At 52.7% G+C, this 20,607-nt stretch carries 9 protein-coding genes; all 9 read left to right on the top strand.

Features of this window, described 5'->3' with window-relative positions:
* Positions 1 to 392: 392 nt before the first annotated feature.
* Entirely contained in the window at positions 393 to 3,677 is a 3,285-nt protein-coding gene (locus G5B42_RS07520; RefSeq protein WP_331274077.1) for a glycosyl hydrolase, read from the top strand.
* A 648-nt stretch (positions 3,678 to 4,325) separates the two neighbouring features.
* Positions 4,326 to 7,010, top strand: a complete 2,685-nt coding sequence (locus G5B42_RS07515) for a chitinase C-terminal domain-containing protein (RefSeq protein ID WP_407926906.1) — start codon at positions 4,326 to 4,328, stop codon at positions 7,008 to 7,010.
* Positions 7,011 to 7,197: 187 nt separating this feature from the next.
* Positions 7,198 to 9,312: a glycosyl hydrolase family 18 protein gene (locus tag G5B42_RS12145; protein WP_181339858.1), complete on the top strand. Its 2,115-nt coding sequence runs from the start codon at positions 7,198 to 7,200 to the stop codon at positions 9,310 to 9,312.
* Between the two features lie 283 nt (positions 9,313 to 9,595).
* The gene (locus G5B42_RS12270) at positions 9,596 to 12,124 is read left to right on the top strand and encodes a carbohydrate-binding protein (protein ID WP_331274076.1); all 2,529 of its coding nucleotides are present in this window, start codon (positions 9,596 to 9,598) and stop codon (positions 12,122 to 12,124) included.
* A gap of 359 nt (positions 12,125 to 12,483) precedes the next feature.
* On the top strand, positions 12,484 to 15,324 hold the full coding sequence (locus tag G5B42_RS12265; protein WP_331274075.1) for a glycosyl hydrolase family 18 protein: 2,841 nt from the start codon (positions 12,484 to 12,486) through the stop codon (positions 15,322 to 15,324).
* A 161-nt stretch (positions 15,325 to 15,485) separates the two neighbouring features.
* Positions 15,486 to 16,577, top strand: a complete 1,092-nt coding sequence (locus G5B42_RS07490) for a hypothetical protein (RefSeq protein WP_181339856.1) — start codon at positions 15,486 to 15,488, stop codon at positions 16,575 to 16,577.
* A 65-nt stretch (positions 16,578 to 16,642) separates the two neighbouring features.
* On the top strand, positions 16,643 to 19,177 hold the full coding sequence (locus G5B42_RS07485) for a type II secretion system protein GspD (protein WP_181339855.1): 2,535 nt from the start codon (positions 16,643 to 16,645) through the stop codon (positions 19,175 to 19,177).
* Between the two features lie 24 nt (positions 19,178 to 19,201).
* Positions 19,202 to 19,630, top strand: coding sequence for a GtrA family protein (locus G5B42_RS07480; protein ID WP_181339854.1), 429 nt, complete (start codon positions 19,202 to 19,204; stop codon positions 19,628 to 19,630).
* 23 nt (positions 19,631 to 19,653) lie between these two features.
* Positions 19,654 to 20,601: a glycosyltransferase family 2 protein gene (locus G5B42_RS07475; protein ID WP_181339853.1), complete on the top strand. Its 948-nt coding sequence runs from the start codon at positions 19,654 to 19,656 to the stop codon at positions 20,599 to 20,601.
* Positions 20,602 to 20,607 lie beyond the last annotated feature (6 nt).

Raw genomic sequence — 20,607 nt, 5'->3', positions numbered from 1 at the left:
GACAAAGAATATGCTTATATAATCAGATAACATAATATTAAAATATTAGTAAAAAAACGGTAACAATTAACAAGAACACCGGTTAATAGTGGACAGTTTCCGGCCAGTGGAATTAAATTCCAGATGACACCGATGGCTGCATTATGTTAATAATACATTTTAATAATAATACACATAACTAATAGTATGGTTAATAATATGTGATTGATAACGGACGCTGTGGATTAATATTTGTAATCGTCTGTTTCACTGCTGCCGGGAAACGGAGACCTGATGGTCTTCGACTATAAACGATAAAAATTAGAAGAGGAGGTGGAAATGGAAGGCTGGATTAAGAGTTGTCGTTTGGTTTTTTGGAAAGGGCAAACCAAAAGGAAAAGGGAGGAATCGATGTGAAAAGGCGCTTGAAAGGAGTCGTTTTTCTTGGAGTCATCCTCGCCGCCATGTTATTGAGCGTTAGCGCACAAGCCTTTGAGGTACAAGTGGGGGCGGGGAGTTACTCCACCGTCTTGCCGCCGGGAAGGCAGGACGTGCAGTCCACCATCTACCGGACGTCGAGCGTGACGGGGCCGATGTCGACCAACGACTGGTGGAGTTCCACGGCCTTCCTGGCGCATTCGGAGAGACAGTATCCGCATCCGTTGGCGGTCTGGAACAAAGCGGAGGGGTTACAGATCTACTACCCCGGTCCGAGCATCCATGCCTGGGCCGACGCGATTGCGGGCTGGATGCCCCATGACCAACCCCATGATTTTACGGTTGGCCATTCCGCGGTAGGCAGTTTTCCGGATGTGCGCGTCCATGGGTACAGCGACTGGTTTGTGACCAATCTATACCAGAGCGGCTCGTTCAGTATGAAAACCACTTACGGTTTGGGTTCTCCTTATGTCTATTTTCTCTTCAGCGGTGGCAACCCCCGTCTGACCTTTGGCCATGTGCCAACGGTCTGGTACGGGTCGGCCAGTTCGCCGGTTCTGGGGATTACCGTAAACGGCCGTCATTACGGTCTGTTTGGTCCCACCGGGTCGACCTGGTCGGGGCTGGGGAGTACCACCTTTATCAACAACTTAAACGGCAAGAACTATTTCTCGATTGCGGTCCTGCCGAACAACTCGACCTCCACCTTGGAAAAGTTCCGGCAATACGCCTACTCCCACGTGACAAACACCAGAGCGGACTGGGTGTATGACCAGAACACCAGTGAAGTACGGACCACCTTCACCTACACGACGGTGGCGCGGGAAGGGAGCCAGACCGGAACGATCTTCGCGCTTTACCCGCACCAGTGGCGGTACACAAACAAAAGCCTCTTGCCGTATACCTACCAATCGGTGCGGGGGACGATGAAGACGGCCGAGGGGACCAGTTTCCAGACGATCATGAAATACCCCGGCGTGCTGCCGACGCTGCCGAACGTTGCCAGTTACGACCTGAACCGGCTCAACAACTACCTCAACCAGGAAGCGGCGCGGACCCCCAATTTGAGTGTGGACACCTACAACGTCGGTAAGGAACTGGGGAAATTGGCGGTCTTGGCCCCCATCGCCGACCAGGTAGGCAATACTTACGCCGCCAATGTTTTCCGGAACCACATCAAGAACGCGCTGCAGAACTGGCTTAAAGCCCGTGATGCCAGTGGGAACTTGAAGTCCTCCTGTGTCTTCTACTACAACAGCAACTGGGGGACGCTCATCGGCTATGAGGACAGCCACGGCAGCGGGCCGCAGTTGAATGACCACCATTTCCACTATGGTTACTTCGTGAAGGCGGCGGCGGAGATCGCCCGTGTCGACCCGAACTGGGCGGCCGAGAGCAACTGGGGCGGGATGGTCAATCTCCTGATCCGCGACTTTGCCGCCGACCGGAACGACCCGCTCTTCCCGTATCTGCGGAACTTCGACCCCTATTCCGGTCATTCCTGGGCTTCGGGCCATGCGAACTTCGGTGACGGGAACAACCAGGAGTCCTCGTCCGAAGCGATGAACGCCTGGACCGCCATGATCCTGTGGGGCGAGGCGACCGGGAACACCGCCGTCAGAAACCGGGGGATCTATCTGTATACCACCGAGATGCACGCCATCTTCGAGAACTGGTTTGACGTCCACAACGAAAACTTCCACCCGTCTTACCCGCACGAGCAGATTACGATGGTCTGGGGCGGCAAGGGTGCCAACGCGACCTGGTGGTCGTCGAATCCGGAAGAGATTCACGGAATCAACTGGCTGCCCATGCATGGCGGTTCGTTGTACCTTGGCCTCTATCCGGAGTATGTCGAGCGCAATTACAACGATCTGCGGGCGCGGCGCGGTTCGACCAACTGGTTGCTCTGGGACGACTTGATCTGGATGTACCGGGCGATGGTGAACCCGGCGGATGCTTTGAACCAGATGTACGCCGGGATTGATGACCCCAACAACTGGCTGGAGGCGGGGAACTCGAAAGCCCACACCTTCCACTGGATCCACAATTTTGATGCCCTCGGGCGGGTGGACCGGAACGTGACCGCCAATTATCCCATCTATGCCGTCTTCAACAAGAACGGGACCCGGACCTATGTGGTCTACAACATGAGCAACTCGGCCAGGACGGTGACCTTCTCCGACGGATTCCAGATGACGGTTCCGGCGCGGTCGATGGCGACCAGTCAGGGCGGTGCCCAACCGACCCCGACCCCGACGCCCACCCCGACGCCGACACCTTCCACCGGGCCGACGCCGACGCCGACCCCGCCCGGCGGTAGTCTGCCGACCACCTGGTATCTGTTTAACCAGGCGGTCTCCGGGGTGAATCCGGCCGGCGAGAATATGCAGACGGAGCATTCGGGGGTCACCGGTTGGCAGCCCACCAAGACCCTGGACGGGACGGCGAAATATTGGTATTCGCCGGTCCTGAACGGGACATATGCGGCGGGGAACTGGTCCTTTATCCTGTGGACCAACAACCCGGGCGGCAGTTCCAATATCCAGGTGCAACTGTACAAGGTGAACGCCAACGGTAGTGGTGCCGTCCTCTTGGGCGAGCAGACGATCAATGTCTCCAGCACCGGCGGGGGCAATCACCCGACCACCTACAATTTCAACTTGGGCGCCGTGTCCCTGGTCAACCAACGGCTTATGGTTAAGATCGTCCGCGCTTCGGGGAACAATGCGACGATGGCGTACAACACCAACGACTTCCCAACCCGGTTGTTGACACCGGCCGGTTCGGGAGGCGGGCCGACCCCGACACCAACACCCACCCCGACACCCACTCCGACACCAACCCCAACACCAACTCCGGGGTCTGGCTATCCGCAGTGGGATCCCAACAAGGTATATGTGAAAGGGGACCGGGTAACTCATAAAGGTAAGGTCTGGGAAGCGCAGTGGTGGACGCAAGGGGAAGAACCGGGGACAACTGGTCCGTGGGGTGTATGGCGCGAGGTGCAAGACGGAGGACCGGCTCCGACCCCGACGCCTACGCCGGCCCCAACGCCCACTCCGTCCCCGACTCCAACACCGGTGCCAAGTCCGACGCCAACGCCAGGTGGAGGCATTCCACAATGGCAGGCCGGGGTGAGTTATACTCAGGGTGATCTGGTGAGCTATCAAGGGAATGTTTACGAATGTATCCAGTCCCACACCGCGCTGGTTGGCTGGGAGCCACCGAATGTACCTGCTTTGTGGAGACTACGCTAGGATATATTGCTGTTCTCAGGGGGATCCCTGGGGGATTCCCCTGAGAACATTTCCCCAGTTATTCGACATTTTAAAATCGAAAAAGCCAGCATAATATATGAATGTCACGAATAATTAATGATTTTGTTAAAAAGGGCTTTCAAAAATGGAAAATTTATGGTATAATTTATAACAAGATAGTAACGGTTTAATAAACTTAAAATAAAACAATGTTAATCGCTTCAAGAGAAGATCCGGCAAGCGGAATTTTTATAGCCAGATATTTTCACACAGAAAAAAAGCCTGCTACAAAACGGTTTTATCCAAAAGAAAAAGAATTAGATAGTTAAAAATGGAACAGACGTAAAAAAATGGAATACCCGAGGTAGCCTAGAGAAAATTATGGGGTTTACCTTGTTTTTTTGCGTTTTATAAGTAACCTTTTCATTTTGATACATAAAAAATTTTTATCTTGTATTTTGTCTTTTAAAAGCAGCGGAAAAATGTCGCCAGATAATTTCACAATGAAAAAAAGTCCTTAAAAAGACCTTTCGAAACACAAAAACTCCACTAAAAAGACCTCGTCTTACGGGGAAGGGGAGGTGGTTTGCTCAAGAGCGATATGTGCCATTGGCGAAAGGGAATGGGAATAATCAAAAGGGAGGAGCTTTGATGAGAAAAATCGTAAGGGCTGTGGCCTTGGTAAGCATCTTTGCCACGCTGATTGTTTTGAGCGTAGCGAGCCAGGCCCAGGTAAATCACGCGGCGCACCGCCCCGAAGGTATGTGGGTGAACCCCAATACGGTTCCGCCGTTTGCCTTGGTTTATGATGAGGAAGGTAGGGAAATCATTAGTCCAGATCATCCGCGCCGGATCATCGGATATTTCGTTTCCTGGCGGCACGGTAAGGACGGACAACCTGCTTTTTTGGTACCGGATATACCCTGGTCAAAAATAACTCATATTAACTACGCTTTTGCCCATATTGAGAACAACCGGATCTCTGTTGGCCCCGATTCTCCGGACAACCCTTCCATTGGGATGGAATGGCCGGACGTGCCGGGGTGCGAGATGGACCCGGAATTCCCCTATAAAGGACATTTTAACTTGTTGAACAAGTACAAGAAACTGTATCCGCACGTCAAAACGCTGATCTCGGTTGGCGGTTGGGCCGAGACGGGCGGTTACTTCGATTTGGAAGGTAACCGGGTGGCGAATGGCGGTTTTTATGAGATGACTAAGACTATCGAGGGGATCAATACCTTCGCCGACTCGTGTGTGGAATTCCTACGGAAATACGGTTTTGATGGGATCGATATCGATTATGAATACCCCACTTCCATGAGCAAGGCCGGTAACCCCGAGGATTTTTGGATTTCGGATCAATTGCGGGGTACGCTGTGGCGGCAATATGAACTCTTGATGAAGACTTTGCGGGAAAAGCTGGATGAGGCGAGTGTTCAGGATAACAAATACTATCTTTTGACAGTGGCCGCTCCCTCTTCCGGTTATCTGCTCCGGGGAATGGAAGCCCATCAGGTCTCCAAGTATCTTGACTATGTAAATATTATGTCCTATGACATGCACGGTACCTGGAATAAGTTCGTCGGTCATAATGCACCCCTCTTTGATACGGGACAGGATACAGAATTGAAACACTGGAACGCTTACAGCGCCTTTGACAACATTGGCTATCTCAACACGGACTGGGCTTACCATTATTTCCGTGGTTCCATGCCGCCGGGACGCATCAACATTGGTGTTCCGTTTTACACCAGAGGATGGCAGAATGTCTCCGGTGGGACCCACGGGCTCTGGGGTGAAGCACCGTTACCGCCGGGGATGCCGCATCCGCCTGGGACCGGCGACCATGTCGGCAGTACAATCCCGCCTGGTTATGGCGCCCAAGGAATCGATAACATCTGGCACGATGTGGATAAAGAAGGAAAAGAGATTTTTGCCGGGGTTAACCCGATGTGGCATGCGAAAAACCTGGAACACGGAATTCTCGGAAGCTATCTGCCGATTTATGGCATTGACCCGGCCGACGGCGAAGCTAATCAGTTGATCGGCACCTATCAACGGTACTACGATGCGGTGGCCGTGGCGCCGTGGTTGTGGAATGAAACCAAGAAGGTTTTCCTGTCGATCGAAGACGAGCAGTCCATTGCCGAAAAGGCCCAGTATGTAATTGACCGGGGAATCGGCGGTATTATGTGCTGGGAGTTCGCCGGCGACTATGCTTATTACCCGGAGCGCGGCGAATACTTCATCGGCGACACGCTGATCACCACGATGTATGAGAAGTTTAAAAATGCTTCCCCGTATAATGCGAAACTGGCGAATAAGCCGATGCCGACCCAATCGATCGACATTGTGCCCAGTATCGGTGGTTTTGCCATCGGCGACAACAATTTCCCAATCACGCCCAAACTGAGGTTTACCAACAACACTAGTCAGACGATTCCGGGTGGTACGAAGTTTGAATTCACTATGGCGACTTCCACTTCGTCGCGGATTAACGACCAGAGCGGTGCCGGTTTGACGGTGGTCTCCAGTGACCATACCGGCAACAACATTGGCGGGCTGAAAGGTGATTTCCATTACTTGACCTTTACTTTGCCGAGTTGGAAGAGCATCGCTCCCGGCGACTACTATGAACTGACCATCAATTACTACTTGCCGGCGTCGATGCCCTCGAACTTCCAGGTAACGATCGACGGCCAGAAATATGCGTTCAAATGTGAATATCCGGATGGTGGCGCGGACGGGACAACCCCGACGCCAACGCCGACGCCGACCCCAACGCCGGGGACTAGCCCGACGCCAACCCCAACACCGACCCCAACACCAACACCGGGCACATCGCCAACGCCAACACCGACCCCAACCCCAACCCCGACGCCCGGGTCAGGTTATCCGGCTTGGGATCCGAATACGGTCTATGTGCGCGGCGACCGGGTAACGCATAAGGGCAAGGTTTGGGAGGCCCAGTGGTGGACGGTAGGCGAAGAACCGGGCACGACCGGCGAGTGGGGTGTCTGGCGCGAGGTGCAAGGCGGCGGCCCGACCCCGACTCCGACGCCAACCCCGACTCCGACCCCGACGCCGACGCCAACGCCGACCCCAACACCGGTCATATCACCAACACCAAGTCCGACGCCGACCCCGACTCCAAGCCCGACGCCAACACCAACTCCGGGGAGCGGTGTGCAGCCGTGGCAGGCAGGAGTAAGTTACAAAGTTGGTGACCAGGTTACCTACCAAGGGATCGTGTACCAGTGCCGGCAGGCCCATACCGCGTTGGTCGGTTGGGAACCGCCCAATGTACCTGCTTTGTGGTTGCCCTTATAAAACCGGGTACTGATTAAAATTGCGAGGTGCTTTAAACGGAGTGTGGCGGAAGCCGGTGGCTTATGAAGCCACACTCCAGTCCCCCTTTCATTTTGCACGGTCGAGGAAGGCGGTGGTTGATGCAAAGAGGGTAATAAAGTGCTGGTGGAGAGTAGTGTTGATTTAAGAGAAAGGAGGAATAAAAAACATGTCCAGGCGGACAAAGATTACACCTGTCGTGTTATGTTTGCTCTTGGCGATGTTCTTCTTACCGGTTGTCCGGGCTAATGCGGCCACAACCAGCGATCATAACAAACAGGTGATTGGCTATTTCACCCAATGGGATGCTTGGAAAGCGGAACAGGCCGGTTTACCGGCACAAGGTGCTTTGACCCACTTAAATATTGATTTTTCGAAGTATACCATCTTAAATTATTCTTTCTTTGGCGTTGCCCATGACGGTTCGTTGCACAGTGCCGATTTTCGGAATAAAAATCTGCACCAGCCGGGGGTCCGGCAGGAGCCCGCGCCCTTGCTGAATGCGGACATCTATAGCAGTTGGGATCTGTTTATCCTCTTTGGTGAGTTGGATCCGGTTTATTACATAAATGAGGAAATCCTTCAGCGCGCGACGGCACAAGGTTTTGAAGTTACGCTGGGCAGCGGGACATGGTCACACCCGGACTGGGGCCTTTATAACCAACCATTCCCCTTACCCCTCAAAAAAGAAGGGGGAGCGCCTGGTGTTCTTGACAAAGCGAAACAACATGGTGTAAAGGTCTTGGCTTCCATTGGTGGTTGGAGCATGTGCCGGCACTTCCCTGAAGTCGCGGCGGACCCGGTAAAAAGACAACGGTTCGTTCAGGACTGTGTCCGCTTGATCAACATTGGTTTTGACGGTATTGACCTTGACTGGGAATACCCGGGGCCGTTTGCCGGCATGAATTTTACGGGCTCGGAAGCCGACTATGAAAACTTCATCAAGTTGGCGGAGGATATCCGCGCCGCCATTGGCTATGACAAACTGTTGACCACCTGTTTTGCCGCGGACATCAACAAAATCAGCGGCTTTGACTGGCAAAGGTTAGATCAACTCTTTGATTATTTCAACATGATGACCTATGACTTCAACGGTGGCTGGTCGAATAAGGCCGGGCACAACTCGCCCCTCTACACCTATGACAATGCGGAAGCTCCGACCTGGAACTGGAACGATGTTTACAACGGGCTTGTTGCCCTGAACGTAAATCTGAGCAAAGTCAACATGGGGATACCTTTCTATGGCCGGGGTGTGATCACCAACGGTCCGGCTGCGCTAAATGCGCCGACGGTTAAGCGGCAAGAATTCGTAGAGCCCGACGGGAGCGTTGAAACCTGTGCCGACTTCGTCAACTGGCCCCGGAATGTCTATGACGGGACTCCGAATTACTACTATATTTTACAAAAGGCTTTAACCCCCGGCAGCGGTTGGATAAGGCACTGGGATAACCAGGCCAAGGTTCCGTATTTGACGAAGGACAATTACTTCTTAAGCTATGATGATGAAGAGTCCATCGCGCATAAAGCCCAATTCATTGTGGACAAAGGGCTGGCCGGGACCATCATCTGGACGGCCTATGGCGACCTTATTTTCAGCGGGCCGTATACCGCTTACGGGAACAAATTAAAACAGTGGGCGAATGTGCAATCGCCGCTTGTTGACACGATTAACAACGTCTTTGCGGCCGGAGGACCATCTTTACCGACCCCAACACCGACGCCGACCCCAACGCCGTGGACTAGCCCGACGCCGACCCCGACCCCAAGCACATCACCGACCCCGACTCCGACGCCAACACCGACCCCGACCCCAACCCCGACACCGACACCAGGGTCAGGATATCCGGCTTGGGATCCGAATACGGTTTATGTGCGCGGTGACCGGGTAACGCATAAAGGCAAGGTTTGGGAGGCCCAGTGGTGGACGGTAGGGGAAGAACCGGGAACGACCGGCGAGTGGGGTGTCTGGCGCGAAGTGGAAGGCGGAGGACCGACCCCGACGCCGAGCCCAACTCCAACTCCAACACCGACACCAACCCCAACGCCGACCCCGACGCCAACACCGGGCACTTCACCAACACCGAGTCCGACCCCGACCCCAACCCCGAGTCCGACGCCAACGCCTACTCCGGGTAGCGGTGTGCAACCGTGGCAGGCAGGGGTAAGTTACAACGTTGGTGACCTTGTTACCTACCAGGGGAATGTATACCAGTGCCGGCAGGCCCATACCGCCTTGGTTGGCTGGGAGCCGCCCAATGTACCGGCATTGTGGTTGCCGCTATAAAGCAAAACTTCTATTGACGGAAGAAAGGCAGCAAGAAAAAGGGGTGTGGTGTTCGCCTCCGTTTGTGACCACTACCATATAAATATGTTTCATCCACACCCCTTACCCCTTTCCCCTTTTCAACTTCGCCTGGCAGTAGTTTCACTTCAAAGACAGGTTCAGTTCGGGACGAAATTGGGTGGAAAGGGATTCACCATTATCGTTTGTTTACCCTTTAGTGACCAGCGTTTTAGTTACCCGTGCAGGCAGCGCAGGAAGGGAATTCGTGCGGAAAATTGAGTAAGTGAGCGTGGTAGAGATGAACAGGTTTAAAATCCGTTTTTTCGCCATCCTTGTGGTGGTGAAAATAATCCTTCTGTTCATTGGACCGGCGGTTTATGCGGAAGCGACCGGTCCTCCGGCGGTACCCACTCTGTCGCATAACCAATGGGGCGGGGATTTGGATGGCGATTACGATTTGACCTGGAATTTGTATTACGGCAACAATGCCACCAGTTGGAAGCTTTATGAGAAGATGGGGGCCGGCGATTATGTTGCCATCCGTTCCGGAATCCTGACGGATAACACACCGCATCCGCAGAACGGAACGGTGGAGATCAGGGGAAAGACCATTGCCGGGACTTATACATATTACGTTGAACTGGAGAATACTTACGGAACAAGTAAAAGCAACACGGTTTCGGTAATTGTCGGGGACCAATTCGGGGATATTTTGATCAACGGGGTGGACACTCATGGTTTAGTTAACCAGTTTACCATCAACCAAGGAGTTAACGAATTTGTCTTAAGTTTTGTCGGAACCGCGTCCCCCAATTTTAAGGTGGAAACAAACAATGATTATGTGCTCAATTGTCAGGTTGTAAACAACAATACACTGCGGCTCGAGGGTTTAAACGCTGGGCGCGCTGGGCTCAGGATCACGGAACAAACCACCAACGTGACCAGATATGTCGGAGTACGGGTTAGGGAACAGGACGGCAGTCTGCCCGGGATGCCGGCGTATGTATCCGTGGGTTCCGTGAGTGAGGATACGGCGGGCGATCTTAACTTTTGGCGTGACTTCCAGCCCGGGGATAAGAACAAGCGCATGGATGTCCGCTACATCTATATTAACGGCGGGCCGATCAACGGTTGGCGAAAGTGGACAACCGTGGAAGGCGACCGGGCGCGGGTCTTCATTAAGGAGAGCCAGAAGCTGGGGATGATTCCGTTTTTCGTCTATTACAACATCCCGGATGATGGCGAAAGTTACGAAATTGATCTCAATCACATCCAGAGCATTTCCTATATGGAAGCCTACTATCAAGATTTAAAGTACTTCCTTGAGATTTGTCGCGACACGGCCGGCGATGATACCGTCGGGATCGTCTTTGAACCGGATTTTCTCGGTTACATGATGCAACAATCCGGAAAACAACCGGATCAGATCATGGCTCAGGTCTCTGCAGCTTACAGCAGTGGTGTACTGGATGCCAGTGATCCATCCTTTCCGAACACCGTCGAAGGATTGGTTAAATCAATAAACTACATTGTCAGGAAATATTACCCTGCGGCCTTTTTCGGTTGGCAGTTCAATCTATGGGCCTACGGCGGCCCCGGTGTGCCCAGTAATGGGCTTTTGCACGCTACCGAAACCATGGGTATGGCGGGCGGACTTCAATTTATCAGGGATGTAGCACAGCAGATTACCGACTATTATCTACGTGCGGGAGTCGCTTCTTACGGTGCCAACTTTGTTTCCATCGACAAGTATGGTTTGGACGGCGGGGCCCTTCCGGGTGCGGCGGCCGATCCAAAGAATTCAACCTGGTTTTGGAATGCCGATCTTTGGAACAACTATTTGGAGTTTGTCCAGGTCATGCATACCAGAAGCAACCTGCCGGTTATTCTTTGGCAAATTCCTGTCGGCCATATCAACAGCAGTCTTGCCGCCAACCCGTATACGGGTGGCTATTTCCCGGATTTGGATGGTTCCGACCGCAAATATGAGGATTCGGCACCCGTCTTTTTCCTGGGCGATACCTTCAAGCCTGGGACAAGCGCACGCTTTAACTACTTCCGCACCAATGAATGGGCGGACCCGAAGATAAGCGACAACGGGGTGGATACGATCACCTGGGGTTCGCATATGCAGGAGGCGCGGGATAAAGGCGTGATCTCCGTCTTGTTCGGGGCGGGAGTAAACAGCAGTACCGATGGGGTGGGTTCACCACCGACCGATGCCTACTGGTGGATCACGAAGGTCCAAAGGTATCTCATGAACCCGGTCCCCTTATCGGGTGCGCCGCAACCGACGCCGACGCCGACCCCGGTGCCCACCCCGACCCCGACACCAACGCCGACCCCCACACCGACCCCGGGACCAACAGCAACCCCGACGCCAACGCCGGGCTCGGGATACCCGTTGTGGGATCCCAACCGGATCTATGTGAAAGGTGACCGGGTGCTCCATAAGGGTAAGGTCTGGGAGGCGCAATGGTGGACGCAAGGAGAAGAACCAGGAACAACCGGCCAGTGGGGTGTTTGGCGCGAGGTGCAAGATGGAGGACCGACCCCGACTCCGACCCCAACGCCAACACCGACACCAACCCCAACGCCGACCCCGACGCCAACACCGGGCACTTCACCAACCCCGAGTCCGACGCCAACGCCTACTCCGGGTAGCGGTGTGCAACCGTGGCAAGCGGGGGTCAGTTACACCCAAGGTATACTGGTGAGCTATCAAGGCTACGTTTATGAATGTATCCAGTCCCATACGTCGCTGGTCGGGTGGGAGCCGCCCAATGTACCTGCTTTATGGCGGCGGTTGTAGGACGATTAAAGAATAACCGGAAGAATAAATATAGTTTTTAAACACAGAGAAATATCAATTGCCGTTCCATAAATTATATGGTATGATTGAAACAGATACAATTTATTAACAATCCTGTAAGAAAACGGTAAAATGCCGCCATGAGTTTCTGGCAGAAACGGAGTGCAATATCCGATCTATTCCGTAACCGATTCCAGTTGGCCTAAGCTTTTGTCCTGGCCAGGCAAGAGAGAGACGGGTGTCCGGGTTGACTGGCTAATCAACGGAGTAAACCAGAAGCTCCGGATCCTAGAAGAAAGTTCTGTGCCGATAGATGAAGGGGTTGTTGTGCGACGATTATCGTTAAGGGAGGTTTTGTGATGAGGAGAAGCCTAAAATTACTATTGATCCCAAGCATCCTGATTTTGCTCTTGTTTTCTTTCGCAAGTCAGGCGGCAGCCCTCAATAAGAACATCGTAGGTTACTTTATCGAATGGGGTATCTACGGTGCCCATGATTATTACGAAGTGGGTCATATCCCCTGGAGCAAAGTCACCCATATCAACTACGCCTTTGCGGTCATTCGTAATGGGGAGATCGCCCTCTTCGACTCTTGGGCGGCGGTGGAGAAACCCTTCGAAGATGACACCTGGGATACCCCGATTCGTGGCAACTTTGGCCGTTTGATTCATTATAAATCATTGTATCCCAACGTGAAAACTTTGATCTCCGTCGGGGGATGGACCGAGTCTACATACTTCTCGGATGTGGCATTGACGGAAGCTTCCCGTAACAAATTTGCCGACAGTTGCGTCCGGTTCATTCGGCAGTACCAATTTGACGGTATCGACATCGATTGGGAGTACCCTTGTGGCGGCGGACATCCTTCGAACATCAGCCGCCCCGAGGACAAGCAGAACTTTAACCTGTTGCTCCAAACTCTGCGCCAGAAGTTGAATCAAGCCGGCCAGCAAGACGGGAAGTACTATATGTTGACTATCGCGGCGCCTGCCGGTTACAGCAACATCCAAAATCAGGAACCCAATGTTTATCACCAGTATTTAGACTTTATCAACCTGATGACCTACGACTACAACGGTGCGTGGTCGAACTTAACCAACCATTTGGCGCCCCTCTACATGAATCCGAACGACCCAACCGCTTCGCCCCAGAAAGAACTCTTCAATATTGACGCCACGGTCAATCAGTACTTAAACCTGGGTGTACCGGCGCACAAATTGAATCTGGGTATCCCCTATTACTCACGGGGTTGGGCTAATGTCACTGGCGGACAGAACGGTCTGTTTGCATCGGCCAACGGCGCTCCGATGGGGAAATGGGATGACGGTACTTCCGGCCCCACCGGGAGCAACCCGCTCTACATTATCTATGAGAACTACGAAACCAATCCCGCCTACCAGAAATTCCGTGACCAATATGCCAAAGTGCCCTGGCTGTACTCACCGTCGCAACGGATCATGTACACCTACGACGACCCGACTTCCGTAACGGAAAAAGTTAACTATGTAAAAGCCAAAGGGCTGGGCGGCGTTATGTTCTGGGAGTTCAGCGGCGATTACCCCGGGCCTGCCGGCACCGGCCGAGTGGGCAGTAACATGACCAGCTTGATTTATAACCTGTTGTCCACAGGTGGCGGCCCGACGCCGACGCCGACCCCGACCCCGAGTCAAGGGCCAACCCCAACCCCGACCCCCACGCCGACACCGGGTTCTTCGCAATATCCGGCTTGGGATCCGAACACGGTTTATGTCCGCGGCGACCGGGTAACGCATAAAGGCAAAGTTTGGGAAGCCCAGTGGTGGACCCAGGGCGAAGAACCGGGCACGACCGGCGAATGGGGCGTCTGGCGTGAGGTTGGAAGCGGCGGCCCGACGCCAACGCCGACCCCAACTCCTGGTCAGGGCCCAACGCCGACCCCAACTCCAACGCCAACACCGACGCCAACGCCAACCCCGGTGAGCGGCGTACAACCGTGGCAGCCGAACGTGTATTATAAAGTCGGCGATCTGGTGTCCTACCAGGGAGCGGTGTACAGTTGCCGTCAACCCCATACTTCCTTGGTTGGTTGGGAGCCGCCGAACGTGCCCGCACTATGGGAGCTGTATGCGGGCGGAGGACCGACGCCGACCCCGACCCCGACACCAACACCGACCCCGACCCCGAGTCAGGGCCCAACACCGACGCCTACACCGACGCCCACCCCACCACAGACGGGTATTCCGGGCAAGATTTTAATCGGCTATTGGCATAACTTTGACAACGGTTCGACCGTAATCAAACTGCGTGACGTTTCCAAGAAATTTGACGTGATTGATGTTGCCTTCGCGGAACCGACTTCGCCCGATTGTTGGATGTCGTTCACACCCTTCAACGCCACGGTGCAGGAATTCAAATCTGATATTGCCTATCTGAAGAGCCTTGGCAAGAAGGTTGTCATCTCCATCGGCGGAGCCAATGCCACAATTGAATTGACGAATTCTACGAGAAAACAGAACTTCATCAACTCAATGATCTCCATCATTGAGACCTACGGTTTTGACGGGCTGGACATCGACCTGGAGGGAAGCTCCCTGTCGTTGAACCCGGGCGATACCGACTTTAGAAATCCAACCACACCCAAGATTTACAACTTGATTGACGCGGTACGCCAAATTGCCAACCACTTTGGTTCGAACTTTGTCCTGACGATGGCCCCGGAAACCGCATATGTCCAAGGCGGATATGGCAATTATGGTGGTCCTTGGGGTGCCTACTTGCCTGTCATCTATGCCTTACGGGACAAGCTGACCTTTATCCATGTCCAACACTATAACAGTGGTTCCATGATTGGTCTTGACGGCCGGTCATATTCGCAAGGGACCGCCGATTTCCACGTGGCCATGACGGAAATGTTGCTCCAAGGATTCCCCGTGGCCGGCAACCCGAATAATGTCTTCCCGGCCTTAAGGCAGGATCAGGTGGCCTTCGGAATCCCGGCTTGTCCGAGTGCGGCCGGCGGCGGGTATACCAACCCCACTGAAGTGAAGAAAGCCTTGGATTACATAATCAAAGGTATTCCGTTTGGTGGCTCCTATCAACTGCGTAATCCGGCCGGATATCCCAACTTCAGAGGTTTAATGACCTGGTCGATCAACTGGGATGCGGCCAGCAATTACGAATTCTCCAACAATTACCGCGCCTATTTCGATTCACTGAAATAATCATAACTAACTAAAATCCGCCGTCTTTGTGGGCGGAGGATGAATGGAGTGATCAGGGGGATTGGCGAAAAACAACCGAAGAAGCGACACCCGATCCCCCTGACCTCTTTTATCAAACACGGTTGCCGCTTGCTGTATCGGTAAAGGAGTGCAAATAAAGCATGGGAAAAAGAGAGAAAGACCGGTTAATGAAGGAACAACAGCCCAACAAGGCCTCCACCGCTAAATCAAGTTCCAAGCGTGCCAAGGCCTCCCTCGTCAAAACGGGAGGAGTAATCGGGGTCATCCTGGTACTGGTCATCCTCGCCCTTTGTTGGTTTCGGAATTACGTAAAACCGGTTTATCTGATGCCGGAGCTATGGACAGAAATTTCTGGAGATTTTATCCTGGATGAAGCAGGGTACGAGCCGACGCTGCTCGAATTAAGAAGTAAACTAGAAAAAACCGAAAAATACCTTAATTCCATTGTGGCCAGTGATTTTTCCGGTTTTAAGCAAAGCTTGATCCAGTGGGCAACCAGTCAGATTAATAAGGAAGAGGTAAAAGGATACATCACGGAGCTATGGGCGAAGGCGAAAAGCGGCTTTCGGGTTGCTTTGCCAGGCCAAATGGAAGAGATGTTTACGGATATCAGTGAGAGTATGATCGTCGCTGTAGATCAGATCGGCAGCTTAATCGAGGCCGACCTTGCCACCCTTGAAGAGAAAGGGCCGCGCCGCTCGGTGCTTCTGCTCGGTGAAAAACAGCTTGCCTTTTATGATTTTTCCTCCGCCGAGATGGTCAGTTATATTCAAAGGCAGATTGAGGAGCTGAATCGGGTAATCGACCGGATCGAACGGGCCAAAAAGGTCGGCGCAACGCGTTTGACCAGGATTAGTCGAACCGTTGAAGCGATTGATCAGTATTTCACGTTTGAAACACGAACCCGCGTGGAACTGGATAGCGGAGAAGGGCTGATCCCAGCGGCCAAAGAAATGTATTTGGCCATCAACCAAGTTCGTCTTCTGCATGATACATACTGGGACGAAAAGTTGACCGGCATCCCGCAGGAAAGGCTGATTGCCGCGCTTGAAGAGTTTTACCACCAAAAGGTAACCGGCGGGGCCAAGGATGAAGTCAGGGTTACCATCCCCCTGGGACCGGAGGGAGAGCTTGTGATCGAGCCGCATCTCGAAGCGACGGCAACGATTCGGGGGCCGCTCGCGGCTTTGAAATGTACGAACCATCCCCTGGTTTCCTTGAAAAAAAGATGAAGGCAAATTAGAAAATTAATTATAAATGTATTTCAGGACTATTCATTGTAAGTGGGGGAGCTGTTTTGAGCAAGAAGAAAAAGGGGTTTTTCCGGGTCTCCCTATGCTTAATCCTCTTCCTCCTTGCGCTTGGGGTAGAAGCAGCGGCAAAGTGGGATCTGGATTTCAAGAACGCCGATCTTCATGATGTTTTAAGAGCCCTGGCCGAGTTGGAAAAGGTCAACATGATTATTGACCCGGCGGTTCAGGGGCGCGTCACCATTCATCTGAAACAACTGACCTTTGCGGAATGCCTGAATATCCTGGCTGCGGAATTTGGCTTTCAGGTGGAAAAGAGCAACGGGGTTTATCGTGTTTACTACGATCCGTTGCGATCAATCAAGATTGAAGCGGGAGAGCATGGACTGTCCGTTGACCTGAAAGATGCCCCGTTGGAACTTGTTTTGGCGGAATTAAGCAAAGCTACGGCGACCAATATTATTTACCCGCCGGAGGTAAAAGAAAGGGTCAGCCTGACTATGTATCAGGTCGGGCTTCCTGAACTTTTGACCATTCTGGCGGACCGGACCGGGTATGAGCTAGAGAAAGACGGTGAGTTTTATTTCTTGAAGAAGAGCCCGTTGCGGGAAGGCTTTTATCTTCTTTGGGAAAACGACCTGCTTTCCCTGGATCTTACCAATGTTCCCCTCCAGGAGTTGGCGCGTGAGCTGACCGCACAGACCCCGGCGACGGTAGTGGTAGACCGGACGTTGCAGGCGTCGGTGAGTGTTTTCTTCCGGAATTTACCGCTGGAAGCCGGGCTCCAGCTTTTGTGCCGGACCAATAACCTTTCGCTGTCCAAGGAGGGCCCGCAACTTTATCGGATCGTGGGCAATGATGAAGACTTTCAGGTGATCTTTAACAACAACCTGCTGAGCGTCGAGGCGAATAACGTGGAAGTAACCCGGATCCTGGATAAAATCGCCCGGGTGGCCGGGATTGACCTCTTGTACGACCAGGAGGTAAGGGGCCGGATTACCGTTAAATTTGTCGATCTTCCGCTTGAGCGGGGACTGCAATTGATGTTGGAGTCAAACAACTTTATCCTGGAGCGTAAGTCCGGCTATTTCTATGTGCGTTGGAACCGCAATCCAAACATCAAGATTGTTCATGATGAGGAAACAGGCCTTTTTACGCTTGACATTATCAATTCTTCCTTGAATGATGTCCTGATTGAACTGGCGAGGCGGGCGGACCAGGACATCATTATCTACAGCCATGTCAATCATAACATCAACAAGATCTCTATCCGCGGTGTTACCTTCACGGAAGCCCTGGATTATGTTTTACAGGGGACAATCTATACCTACAAGTATGCCAATGGTGTTTATGTGGTTGGTGACGGGACAAACCTTCGCCCGGAAACGATTGATCTGATTGAATCGCGTTTTTATACCTTAAATTACACCAATGCCGAGTATGTCTTCAATAATCTTCCCGTTAATCTTCCCCGCACTAATATCGTGGTTTTCAAAGAACAGAACGGTTTTTTGGTTAACGGCAGTAGCCAGTTACATAAGTACTTTCAAGAATATTTGGCGGCGTTAGACCGGCCGGATAACATGATCCGTACGGAAGTGATCCGGCTTCAACATATCAAAGCGGAGGAAGCCCTTAAGTTGATCCCGTCCAGTATTCCCAAGCAAGACCTGATGGTCTTGACCGAAGCCAATGCGATTGCGGCGACGGGGACGAACGAACAGATTAAACGGGTGCGGAATTACCTCGAAAAGATCGACTTGAAGAACCCGCTCATCCTCTTTGATGTGATGGTGGTTCAGTTAAGTAAAAGTTTAGGACGGAATTATGGCCTCACCGAGCTTGGTGCCGCCCCCGGCCAAAGCGAACCGGGAACGGTTTTATCGTGGGGAGGGGATTCTTTAAAATCACTGGTGGCCGAGACGATCTTTCCTGGCTCCACCGCCGCACAACTGGTTAAAGCCCGGCTTGAAGCAATGGTCAAGGATGGCAAGGCTCAGCTCTGGGCCAACCCGCAGATTACAACCTTAAACGGTTCACGGGCCGAATTCAATGTCTCAACCCGGTATCCCCGGACCGTGGTGGTGACCACGGCCGTTCCGGCCGGCGGCGAAGGGCAGGAGACCCAGACGCAGACCAGGCTGATCGAAGTGGTGACGGGAATTAAAATCTCGATTCTGCCCTGGGTTTCGGCGGATAAAGATATCACCCTGGAGATTAAACCGACGATCACGGAGAGTGTTCCGGATACCCTGGCCGGCGGCGAGGGGAACCCGATCCCGGCGACCAGTGAACGCTCGACCGAATCGACGGTGCGGGTGAAAGAAGGGGACCCGGTGGTGATCGGCGGTTTAATTCAACGGCAAGAGAGTGTAACCCGCAACAAGATTCCGATTTTGGGTGATTTGCCGTTGATTGGCGGGTTGTTTAGTAATACCGCGGTCAACCAGGAAGAGAGCGAATTTGTGGTGATCATTACCCCTTACATCCTTTCGGGCGAATATGCCGAGGAAGAAAGCAAAGTAAGCACGACGGATATAATGGAAGAATACAGTGCGGAGTTTCAGAAGGTAATACCTTAAAAATAAAAAGGAGCGGTACCTTTGGTGACCAAGCTGCAGGAATGGTGCCGGCAGCAATTTGTCCGGTATTTTCCGGCGGAAACCCGGCACCAGTTCATCAGATACTTAATCACCGGCTTTTCCTCGTTCGGGTTGGAATATTCCTTGTTTTATCTTTTCTACCGCGGCGTACGGATGCCTTATCTGTGGGCGAACACCCTGGTGATGACGATCGTTTTTTGGTTTAATTTCCTAATGAACCGGTACTGGACCTTCAAATCAAAACAAAAACTCCGCAAACAGCTGCCGCTTTACGGTTTGATCTTCTTTTTTAACATCGGTGTCTCCAATCTATTGATGTATTTGTTGGCGGAGAAGATGAGTATCTCTCCTCTGATCTCAAAGGTTCTTGCCATGGGCTTCATTGTGATGTGGACGTTTACCATCTACCGGAAGGTTATCTATAAAGACTAGTTGGTTAAGGCGAGGTTCGGAAGGTGAAAGATTTTTTCCTCTCCATTATTATTCCGGTTTACGAAGAAGGAGAAGCTCTCGCGGAGAGTATCAGGACGATCGACGGTGTCCTTGCCCCGCTGGAGATCCGGCGCGAGTTTATCCTCGTGGATGACGGTTCAACCGACCAGAGCTGGCAGGTGATCAAGGAGCTGGCCCAAGAGGTTCCCGGAGTGTGTGGGCTTCGTTTTACGCGTAATTTCGGGAAGGAAGCGGCGATCTTTGCCGGTTTGGCGGTGATGAACGGGGATGCTTGCGTGGTTATGGATGCCGACCTCCAACACCCGCCCGCCCTGATCCCGGAGATGGTCCGGTTGTGGCGGGAGGAGGGGTATCAGGTCGTGGAAGGGGTCAAGCGGACCCGGGGGCAAGAAGGCCTCAAAAACAAAATATGTGCCACTTTGTTTTACCGGCTGTTAAAGTCCTTTTCCGGCATTGACTTGAACAACGCCACCGACTTTAAGCTGTTGGACAAACGGGTGGTTTCCGCCTTGTTGCAAATGGAGGAACGGAATACTTTCTTTCGGGGGATGGCCAACTGGGTCGGGTATAAGCGGGCGAGTATTCCCTTTGATGTCCCGGCGCGCCAGGTGGGGAAATCCAAGTGGTCGACTTGGGGTTTATTTAAATTGGCCGTGAACGCCATAACCTCCTTTTCGTCCATGCCGTTACAGATCGTTACCATGCTTGGGGTCTTGTTCTTGTTGGGCTCTTTTCTGTTGGGCATCCAAACCTTGTACATGAAGATCAAAGGGGTGGCCGTCAGTGGTTTTACCACTGTGATCCTGCTGCAGTTGATTGTGGGGAGTACATTGATGATCAGCTTTGGGATCATCGGCACTTACATTGCGCGGATTTTCGATGAAGTAAAAGCGCGCCCCAGATATCTCCTGGCCGAAACTTTTAATGTGAAGGATTCCGCAAACGACTGAGTGGGG

This window comes from Capillibacterium thermochitinicola (assembly GCF_013664685.1).
GTDB classification, from domain to species: Bacteria; Bacillota; UBA4882; order UBA10575; family UBA10575; genus Capillibacterium; species Capillibacterium thermochitinicola.
Note: the sequence above shows the minus strand (reverse complement) of the source record. Positions and strands in the feature narration are given on the sequence as shown.